7 protein-coding genes are annotated in these 10,801 nt (G+C 42.7%); 4 read left to right on the top strand and 3 right to left on the bottom strand.

Features of this window, described 5'->3' with window-relative positions; translation table 11 throughout:
* Window positions 1-249 precede the first annotated feature (249 nt).
* Window positions 250-2,871 carry an O-linked N-acetylglucosamine transferase, SPINDLY family protein gene (locus O9323_RS17985; protein WP_288125516.1) on the bottom strand — a complete coding sequence of 874 codons (2,622 nt, stop codon included), beginning with the start codon at window positions 2,869-2,871 and terminating at the stop codon, window positions 250-252.
* A 248-nt stretch (window positions 2,872-3,119) separates the two neighbouring features.
* Here O9323_RS17985 and O9323_RS17980 point away from each other — a divergent pair, with 248 nt between their 5' ends.
* Window positions 3,120-4,175 (top strand): Fe(3+) ABC transporter substrate-binding protein, encoded by a 1,056-nt coding sequence (locus O9323_RS17980; protein WP_149107662.1) that lies wholly within the window; start codon window positions 3,120-3,122, stop codon window positions 4,173-4,175.
* A 321-nt stretch (window positions 4,176-4,496) separates the two neighbouring features.
* Here the strand turns inward: O9323_RS17980 and O9323_RS17975 are convergent, their stop codons facing one another.
* Window positions 4,497-5,111: a DUF938 domain-containing protein gene (locus O9323_RS17975; protein WP_288125515.1), complete on the bottom strand. Its 615-nt coding sequence runs from the start codon at window positions 5,109-5,111 to the stop codon at window positions 4,497-4,499.
* Window positions 5,112-5,948: 837 nt separating this feature from the next.
* On the opposite strand from O9323_RS17975, the gene topA reads away from it, so the two are divergent.
* Entirely contained in the window at window positions 5,949-8,585 is a 2,637-nt protein-coding gene (gene topA, locus O9323_RS17965) for a type I DNA topoisomerase (RefSeq protein WP_288125514.1), read from the top strand.
* Between the two features lie 257 nt (window positions 8,586-8,842).
* Here topA and O9323_RS17960 read toward each other — a convergent pair whose 3' ends face one another.
* Window positions 8,843-9,628 (bottom strand): SWIM zinc finger family protein, encoded by a 786-nt coding sequence (locus tag O9323_RS17960; RefSeq protein ID WP_103112070.1) that lies wholly within the window; start codon window positions 9,626-9,628, stop codon window positions 8,843-8,845.
* A 347-nt stretch (window positions 9,629-9,975) separates the two neighbouring features.
* Between O9323_RS17960 and O9323_RS17955 the strand changes: the two genes are divergently transcribed.
* Entirely contained in the window at window positions 9,976-10,317 is a 342-nt protein-coding gene (locus tag O9323_RS17955; protein WP_002776981.1) for a DUF4164 family protein, read from the top strand.
* Window positions 10,318-10,534: 217 nt separating this feature from the next.
* Window positions 10,535-10,801, top strand: a 267-nt coding sequence (locus O9323_RS17950) for a DUF4164 domain-containing protein (protein WP_288125513.1), incomplete at its 3' end; no start/stop codon positions are given.

The following is a 10,801-nucleotide window of genomic DNA, read 5'->3' as shown; positions in this document are numbered from 1 at the left end:
GCAGACACAGCAGTTTTTATGTGGGTCAACATCTCTATCATTGGCTCCAGCTACATCAAATGTTCCAAAAAAATATAGAAGAGCTAATGCAAATTAGCCGCTATCGGTTGAAGGATTACATCAAAGGACAAAGAGCGATATCGCTTGCCCTATCTACCTTCTAGCTCGCTTGTCCCCCTCTCAGTTCTCTTCCCCATACCCCACACCCCAACAAACTTTTTGCCGCAAACCCTATGTAACCCTAAAGTTTTATTTACCTTCTCCTACTACAGATTGATAAAATCTTTCTAGACTTTCTACGGAGGTTCGATCGTTAAATACTGTATCGATATTCATTTTAGTATAATCTTTGATTGTTTGTCGCCATTGATTATCTAAACCTAAACGGATAGCAATTTCAATATAGTGATTTTTATCGGTAGCAATTGTCTCGGTTATGCCTAATTTTTTCAAGATAGCATAGGAATGTCGTCCGCGCATAAATTCCCCCGGACAGGTAACAACTGGAAGCTGACAGGCAATTGCTTCGAGGGTGGTATTTCCTCCCGACCAACTTAAGTTATCTAAATAGATGTCTGCTAATAAGTTAAGCTGAAAATAATCATTTTGTTCTAATTGTGGCATCATTACCCCGTAATTTTGCCAATTGAGTCCATACCTATTAAAAGCTTGACTTAATCTCGACTGAAAGCAATGGGTCACAAATTCGCTACGATGACAGATAAAAATAAATTGGCTGTTGGTAACTTGTTGGGCAATTCTAGGAAAAATATCGTCATTTTCTGGCAGATATTTAAATAAACTCTGACAGTTTAAGTAGATGATTTTATCCTCGGCTAATCCCATCTCTAAACGAGTTTTTATCTGGGGAGGAAGCGAGGGTTTAGCATAGGCAATACCTAAATTGGATAAGCGAATTAATTTTTCACTGTAGTGATTATCTCCCTCCGTGGGTTCCATTAATTCACTGGAGATAAAATAATCAATGGTTGGTAATCCTGAGGTGATTGGATGTCCCCAAGTTACACATTGTACTGGAGCTAAACGCAATCCTGCTAGTTGGGTAGTACGAGCATCCATACCAATATCTAAATAAACGAGAATATGTAACTGATTATCTAAAATATTTTGAGCAATTTTTTCCATATTAACTAAATTATCAAACTGATAAAAATAATCACTTTGCTCTTGATATTCTCTTGTAAAATTATCGCAGGTGTTATTAATATCTATTCCATAACAGTAAATTTCAAATTGTTCTCGATTTCGCCACTGCAACCATCCTTGAAAGAGTTTCGCTACTGTGTGATGACGCAGGTGAGCAGAAATATAGCCAAGGCGAATTTTTCCCGTAGGCATGGTTCGGTTTTTTACCCAATTAGGAAAGTTTGCTGAGGCAATTTTATAAACCAATTCTCCATATTTTTTTTGTAGTTCTAAATCATTTTTGGCTTGATATTGAAGATAAAAATTAGTTCTTAATCCAATACTTTTCCACGCCTCCTGTTGTTGATTATTAGTGGTTAAATCAAGATTGGACAAGATATTATCTAACCGTTTCTCGTAGGTTGCTCGATATAGCATAATATCTGCTTGAGTTGTGTAAACTATCGGCATTAACCGCATTAATTCTAACTTCAGGGATAGGCGATCGGGAAGATACTCTAAAGCCGATTTAGTTGCTTGAATTGCCACCTCGATCGGATAATTATTTTGTAGTAACCAAATTAGGCGCAAATGTAAATCAATATTTTCTGGATGATAGTTAATGCCTTTTTTATACACTTCTAAAGCTTGTTTTTCTTCTTTAAGAATGAGATGGCAATGGGCGCAATTTAAATAAAAATTGCTGTCCTCTATTTTAATTGCTAATAATTTTTGATAATAGTTTAATGCTAATTGATAGATTTTTCTTTGATAAAAATAATCACCTGAGTAAAGATCCGCTCTTTTTTGGTCAGCTTGCAGGTTTTCCCAAAGGGAGAGATTTTGACTAATTTCTCGTCTATCTCCTGCCAGTTGTTGGGCAGTTTTATAAGCATTTTTTGCTTCTGTCCAAGCTTGTTTAACTAAATAGACATTGCCTAAATTGATATAAAAAGGATAAAAATCTGCCTGGTTATTAATTCCCTGCTGATAGAATTTTTCGGCTGACTCTAGCTGCCCTAATCGATAAAATAAATTGCCCAGTTTATTATAAGCATCGACAAAATTAGCCTTGAGATCAATCGCTTTTTGATAAGCTGATAAAGCTGTATCTGAACGTGATTGTTTTTCTAGCACCATGGCCATGGTATAATGATATAAGGCTTGATTTTCCTCTAAGTTGATGGCTCGTGCCAAACAGTTAAAAGATTCTGTTAGTCGGTTAATTATATAGTATAAATATCCTAAATCGTGCCAGATGTAAGCTAATTGTTCACGCCAAGATAAAATTCTTAAGTAAAAGTCCTCAGCTAAAGTATATTCTCGCCGATTAATTGCCTCTTGCACCTCTTGAAGACAGGAGTTTATCGCAGTCAGGGCATAATTTTCTATCTCTTCATCCCCTTCTATTTCCTCTAATTCTAGCCACTGAAGATAGATTAATTTAGCTTGGCCAAACTGCCAGCAATCAAGATTTCTAATTATCTCTTTTTTGAGCAGCACAATTAAATCCTGACTGGACTCTGATTGTAATAGCCAAAATAACCAAATTTCTTGCGCTGTTGCTTGCTGCTCTAGCAGCAGATAAGCTAATCCCAGATAGGGATAATAATCAGTCACTTCCGGATGAACCGCCAGCACTTGCTGACAAAATAACAATAACTGATTATAGTCTCCCGATGCTAACATTAGCTCGATCGCTTGTTGGTGATCGCTGTTGATCATTATCTTTCACTCTCGTTGCTCTCATTCCACAATACCCTCGATCGAGCTTAGGGTAACATCTTGGGCTTATTGAACTTAACTAGCGATAGATTCGAGGATTTATTAGCCCTATCAAAGCAAAAAACCCTGATTTTGCCTTGATTTTGCCCCATCTACCGCCCTAACCCGACAAGTAATTTCTCATATAGATAAGAATTATTCTCAATAGCTGTACAATAGGAAAAGACAACTTTGCCAAGAATCGAGCAATGAACGATAAAATAACTCGGAGAGTCTTTCTAGGCGCGGGAACAGCCACCTTAGCGGTAGCAGTGGGTCAATTAGGGAAAATAAACGAGGTTTCCGCCCAAACTAAACAATTAAACCTCTATTCCTCCCGTCACTACAACACCGACCGACGATTGTATGACAACTTCACCCGACAAACGGGAATAAAAATTAACCTGGTCGAAGGGGAAGCAGACCCATTAATCGAACGAATCAAAAGCGAAGGCCGCAATAGTCCTGCTGATATACTCCTGACAGTAGATGCCGGGAGACTATGGCGGGCCGACCAACAGGGAATTTTTGCCCCAGTCAATTCCCCCATTCTCACCCAAAGAATTCCCGCTCATTTGCGTCACCCCAAAGGTCACTGGTTCGGGTTTAGTAAACGCTTGCGGGTAATTATGTACAACAAAGACAGAGTTAACCCCAGAGAAATCGATTCCTATGCAGATTTAACCAATCCCAAATGGAAAGGAAAAGTCGTCACTCGGTCGTCTAGTAACATCTATAGTCAATCTTTTACCGCTTGGTTAATCGACATCCAAGGAGAAGCAGCCGCAGAAAAATGGTGTCGGGGATTAGTGGCTAATTTTGCCCGTTCACCCCAGGGCAATGATAAGGCACAAATCGAAGCTGTAGCCGCAGGAATTGCCGATTTAGCCCTAGCTAACACCTATTACTTAGCTGGGTATGCCGAAGAAAAAGACCCCGCTAAACGGGCAATTTATGACCAAGTAGGCGTAATTTTCCCCGACCAAACAGGCCGCGGCACTCATGTTAATATTAGTGGTGGTGGTTTAATTAAAACCGCTCCCAATCGAGAATCGGCCATTAAATTTTTAGAGTATCTTTCTAGCAATGAAGCACAGAACTTTTTTGCTAAGGGTAATCAAGAATATCCCGTGGTTCGAGGGGTTGCTTTAGACCCTTTCCTAGCAAAACTCGGACGCGGTAAAGAAGATACCGTTAGCGTGGCTAATTATGGTCCTAATTTAGCCAAAGCAGTACAGGTAATGAATCGCGCTGGTTGGAAATAAGTTATCAGTTATCAGTTATCAGTTATCAGTTATCAGTTATCAGTTATCAGTTATCAGTTATCAGTGGGAAGTGGGGAGCTTTTTTCAGTGATCAGAACGTAGGTTGGGTTGAAGCATGAAACCCAACGCCCGATTATGTTACGCTACCGCTAACCCATCCTACAAATAATTGTGCCTCCCTACTTAATTGGTTAAGCTAAAAGCTTGGATGTACTTAGTTTATAACCTTCTTTTTAGGTAGGAGAATTGCCAGATTCTTTTTTTTGCCTTTTGCCTTTTGCCTTTAGAAGCTAATTACCGATTACTGTTCACTGATAATTGCTATGTTAAGGCAAATAAAACCGAGAGATTATTAGCTGGCATAGGAATTACTTCTAACAATTGTAAACCTCGATTGCTCGCTGCTTGCACCACATCTTCTAAATTCCTAACTCCCCAAGTAGAGTTTTGAGAACGGAGAGAAAAATCAAAGCTTTCGTTACTAGGAGAAGTATGTTTTCCCTGTCGTTTATAGGGACCATAAAGATAGAGAATTTCCCCCGAACTGAGAATGCGACTCGCTCCTGCCATTAAAGCTAAACAAGCGGACCAGGGGGCGATATGAATCATATTAATATTAACAATGGCATTAATAACGATATTTTCCTTCTCTACCGCCCAAACTGACTGATGAACATCGATAAATAGGGGGCGATCTAGATTAGAACTAGGATAATAATCGCACCAACTGCGAATACTATCTAGAGCCAGAGGGTTACAATCCGAGGGAATCCAACGACAAGGAGCAAGACGAGGGGCAAAAAAAACAGCGTGTTCACCCGTGCCGCTAGATATTTCTAGGATATTGCCAGTCTTCGGTAAAAATTGGCTGAGAACTTCCAAAATCGGCTGACGATTGCGTTCTGTTGCCGGGGCATATTGACGTAAATCAGACATAATTACAGCGTTTTTCCTAAAGATGAAGCGTAACCTAATTTAGTATCGACGACCGGCTCCCATCTTGAATCAGTTATCAGTTATCAGCTTTTTTCTCCCCCCTCCTTTCTCCCATCCCCCCATTCCCCCACTTCCCTATTCCCCTATTCCCCATCTCCCCTCTCCCCAACTCCTACTCTGCAATAACTACTGGCAGCCAGAAATACGTTGGGTGCATATCATACTTTGTTCTTTTTGTCAAAAAAACTTTTTTTTTGCAATAAAACTACACACAAAAAAGATCATCGTTGTTGGTGAAATTGACTAATTTACCCGTCCTAATTAGGATAACCTTCTAGGTGTGGCAAGGGTTTCAACCATTGCTGCCTAAAAAAGCACAGAATACCCCATTGTGAAATTCAGTAAAATCGCTGTAACCATTGTAACATCGTTGTTAAATAAAAATCTTTCTCAATTAATTCTTAAGAATTTATAAATATTGCGGAATGTTAATTTAAATATTCTCAAGTTTTTGGCATCAATAAATAAATTTTGCTTATCTTTGGCAAACATTGGGTTAGGAGTCAGTCATCAGTCATCAGTTATCAGTGTCAGCTTTTTTCTCCCTTCTCCCCATTACCCCATCTCCCTGCTCCCCTCTTGCTGCTCCAGAAAAATATTAAGTTTTATTAAGAAGTTAGTGACAAAAGACCAGCTTTAATCTCTATTATCGTAGTAAGTGGCTTTTGACCCGAATCAAGCCGGTCAAGATAAATAGTAACTTTTGCCCATCATCAAACAAAGATGGTCAGTCTAACTAAAACAGTCGCTGTGGCCATGCCCTCGTGATCAATTCCTATGTCAACCCTGGTTATTGTCGAATCCCCCACCAAAGCTCGGACGATCAGTAATTATCTGCCTAGCGGCTATCGAGTCCAAGCCTCCATGGGCCACATCCGCGATCTGCCCGCCTCTGCCGAAGAAATTCCCCCCGCCCACAAAGACAAATCCTGGGCTAACTTAGGCGTGGATGTGGAGAACGATTTCGATCCTCTCTACGTCGTCCCCAAAACCAAAAGTAAAATCGTCAAAGAATTAAAAGAAGCCCTCAAAGGCGCGAGCGAACTGATCCTCGCCACCGACGAAGATCGGGAAGGAGAAAGCATCAGTTGGCATCTCTTACAGGTACTCAACCCGAAAATACCCACCAAAAGGATGGTATTTCACGAAATCACCAAAGAAGCGATCCAAACCGCCCTGAAAAATTGTCGCTCCATCGACGAAAATTTAGTTCACGCCCAAGAAACCCGCCGCATACTCGATCGCCTCTACGGTTATACCCTCTCCCCCCTACTCTGGAAAAAAATCTCCAAAGGTTTATCCGCCGGCCGGGTGCAATCGGTGGCGGTACGTCTGCTCGTACAACGGGAACGGGAACGACGGGCTTTTAAAACCGCCAATTATTGGGATCTGAAGGCGACTTTAGAAAAGGACAAAAATCAATTCGACTCGAAATTAGTCACCTTAAACGGTCAAAAAGTGGCAAATGGGAGCGATTTCGATGCCGACACCGGCAGACTGCTCCCCGGTCGCCAAGTGACACTCTTAGATCAAGCCACCGCCACCGCCTTAAAAGAACAGATCCAAGACAAAATCTGGCGCGTTAGCCACACCGAAGAAAAACCCACCACTCGCAAACCATCCCCCCCCTTCACCACCTCCACCCTACAGCAAGAAGCTAACCGGAAACTAGGCATATCCGCCAGGGACACCATGCGAATCGCCCAAAATCTCTACGAACAGGGCTACATCACCTATATGCGGACCGATTCCGTCCATCTTTCCGATCAGGCCATCAGCGCCGCCCGTCATTGTGTAGAACAAATGTACGGAAAAAACTATCTCAGTCCCCAACCCCGGCAATACACCACCAAAAGCAAAGGCGCGCAGGAAGCCCACGAAGCCATCCGACCTGCCGGCAGTAGCTTTCGCTTGCCCCGGGAAACCGGCCTGAGCGGACTAGAATTCGCCCTCTACGACCTAATCTGGAAACGTACCGTCGCCTCACAGATGGCCGATGCCCGTATTACCCAGATCGCCGTTAATATTCAGGTGGAAAATGCCGGATTTCGCTCCTCCGGCAAAAGAATCGACTTCCCCGGCTTTTTCCGCGCCTATGTGGAAGGTTCCGACGATCCCGAAGCCGCCATCGACGACCAAGAAATAATCCTACCCCCCCTCAGCGTCGGTGATACCCCCAATTGTCGCCAACTAGAAGCCATTAGCCACGATACCCAACCCCCCGCCCGTTATAGCGAAGCCTCCCTCGTAAAAACCCTCGAAAGTGAAGGAATCGGGCGACCCAGCACCTACGCCACTATTCTCGGCACCATTATCGATCGCGGTTATGCCCAAATGCGGAATAAAACCCTCATTCCCACCTTCACCGCCTTCGCCGTGGTTAGTTTGTTAGAAAATCATTTCCCCGACCTGGTAGATCCCAAATTTACCTCGAAGATGGAGGAAACCCTCGACGATATCGCCACCGGTTCCGCTCAGTGGTTGCCCTATCTCGATCGCTTCTATCGCGGCGAAAAGGGGCTAGAAAGCCAAGTAAAAGAGCGCGAGAGTCAAATTAACTCTAGCACCGCCAAATCGGTGATTTTAGAGGATTTACAGGCAACCATCAAGATCGGCAAGTACGGTCCCTATCTAGAAGTCTCCCGAGGCGATGAAATCCTCACCGCTTCCATCCCCGCCGATCTAACCCCGGCGGATCTGAACCCCGAACAGGTAGAAACCCTGCTGCGACAAAAAACCGAAGGTCCGGACAAAATCGGTCTTCATCCCGACACCGGAGAGCCGATTTATCTGCTCGTGGGTAGTTACGGTCCCTACGTCCAGTTAGGAGATGTCAGCGATGACAACCCCAAACCGAAACGCGCCTCCCTACCCAAAGGAGTCAAACCAGAGGATGTCACCCTCGAACAAGCGGTGGGTTTATTAGCACTGCCGCGACTGCTGGGAACCCATCCCCTCACCGGAGGCAAAATTAAAGCCAGTTTAGGGCGTTTCGGCCCCTATGTGGTTCAGGAAGAGGGCAAGGAAAAAGAATATCGTTCCTTGAAAGCCGGCGATGATGTCTTAACTATAACCCTCGATCGAGCCTTAACCTTATTAGCCGAACCCAAAAAAACTCGCGGCACTCGCGGTTCCACCAAACCACCCCTAAAAGAATTGGGTAAACATCCCGACGACGGGGAATTGGTGGGATTGTACGAGGGTCCCTACGGAGTTTATATCAAACACGGCAAAACTAACGCCAAGATTCCTGAAGGAGAAACCGCCGAAACCCTGACTCTAGAACAAGCTTTAGTCGCCCTAGCAGCCAAGACAACCACTGCCAAGAAAACCACTACCAAGAAAACTACTTCTAGCACCACTAAAAAAACTACTTCCCCAGGTAGTAAAACCGGCAAAAGTAAGACGGTTTAGCGGTTAGTGGTGAGGCAATTTTCTACCCGGTCAATTCCTCACCCTGATGCGAGGACAAATCTGGCTGGCTTTTTTGTCCTTGGCACCACTTTGACTAGGCTGATCCTAAGTAGGTAGGCGTTAAAAATTATCAGACACCCCCCTTATCAAGGGGGGCAGGGGGCATCAAACCCCCCTTATCAAGGGGGGCAGGGGGGATCAAACCTAAAATCCATTTTTAATTTAATTACAACCAGCTACTTATACCCCAAATTCCCCTACTGTAAAGCAATCGCCATCGCTTCTTGGGGAATTTGTCGGTAAATTGGTTTTAAAAATTGTTCTATGGCATCGGATTCGGGGGCAGCCAGGGGAAAATTGCCTAAAATGTCGAGAATGGTTTGATTTTCATTCCCTGGCGTAATGACAACGAGGGAGGGATCTAGCTCCTCATCGTACTGCCAAAAGCGATCGATAGCACTTTCGGGGGCAGTTTTTTCGACTGCTGCGGGGGGTTCACTGACTGCTAAAGGTTGATTATCAGAGGAATAGGAGCGTTTTTCGCGTAAAGCTTCCAGAATTTGGCTTTTGCTTCGGCCGCGCAGTTGCAAAAGCAGGAAGGGATCGACACTAAAACGATCGCCCAATTGATAATATACTGCTCCTATATGTTTGCAGGGGTTGGCTTGATCGGGACAGGTGCAACGGGAGCGAATATCAGCTAGGGAAAAGGGAAATAAATTTACCCCACTATCGATAAAAACACGCTCGATATGATCGGGCATTTGTCCGGTGAGTAATTGAGCAGAATAAATGGCTTTTTTGGAGAGAAGCTTAATAATATAATCCCATTCTTCATCACTAAAAGCCGCTAGGGATAAATCCACTATATAAGGTTCGGGTTCACTGCCTTGTACTCTAGCAATAACTTGCGAGTCTTCAAAGTCAATACTTAAAACATTGCCCTCTCTAGCGTAGAGTCTAGCTCGTTCCAAGCGTTTTTTAAAGCGATAGGAATCGAGTAGTTCTAACCATTTTTGTACCCACCAAGTTTGTTCTGTCATTTTTTATTTACCCTACCGCTTATCAGCTTCGTTACTAACAAAAACACCAATTCAAAAAGGAAACACATCAGCCTCGAGGCCTGATTAAGAAAGGCTCATCAGGTATAGTCTGATCAATATAACAACAAATCAGACCCAAAAACGAAGCCCTCAACATTTTAACATAATACCATTTTTCTTTATTCGTGACAGGTATCCTACTCCCCTCTCCCAGAAAGGGGTTGGGGATGAGGGCAATTAACCATCTCTGCCATTACTTGAGAAAAATGGTATTAGTATTAAGATAAAATTATTGTAGTATCAACGGAAAGTGCGTAAAAAAACTTACTCCCAGGGATTTTACCAAAATGTCTAACGAAACCGTTACTTATAGTCTTGAATCCGTCCTCAAGGAAATCAAAGACAGCATCAAGGAAGTTAACCAAAAAATCGATACCTTCCAACAGGATGTTAACCAGAAATTTGATAGCCTACAGAAGGATTTTAACCAGAAATTTGATAAAATCGACGAACGGCTAACTAAGCTAGAGGTAGGACAGGCAAAACTAACTGAGAAAGTCGATGGGATGGATAGAAGACTAGAAAAGGTGGAAGGAACCCAAAAAAATCAAGTTTGGACGTTAATTATTCTTTTAGGAGGAGCGATCGGCACGGCAGCGTGGCGCTCTTTCTTTTCTGGCAATCCTTAGAAATATTACTATAAGTAGCTGGTTATAATTAAATTAAAAATGGATTTTAGGTTCGATCCCCCCTTAATCCCCCCTTAATAAGGGGGGCATCTAATAATTTTTAACGCCTACCTACTTAATACTAAATCCTAGGCAATAGGTAATCAGTCTTTAATAACCAGATTTAGGATTAAAATAAAATTATTATACTATCATTACTCCCAGGGATGTTACCAAAATGTCTAACGAAACCGTTACTTATAGTCTTGAATCCGTCCTCAAGGAAATCAAAGACAGCATCAAGGAAGTTAACCAAAAAATCGATACCTTGCAACAAGATATTAACCAGAAATTTGACAAAATCGACGAACGGCTAACTAAGCTAGAGGTAGGACAAGCAAAACTAACTGAGAAAGTCGATGGGATGGATAGAAGACTAGAAAAGGTGGAAGGAACCCAAAAAAATCAAGTTTGGACGTTAATTATCCTTTTAGGAGGAGCGATC

Origin of the sequence: Microcystis sp. LE19-131.1A (genome assembly GCF_027532015.1) — a bacterium.
Lineage (GTDB): Bacteria > Cyanobacteriota > Cyanobacteriia > Cyanobacteriales > Microcystaceae > Microcystis > Microcystis ichthyoblabe_A.
This window is presented reverse-complemented; position numbering and strand designations above follow the sequence as displayed.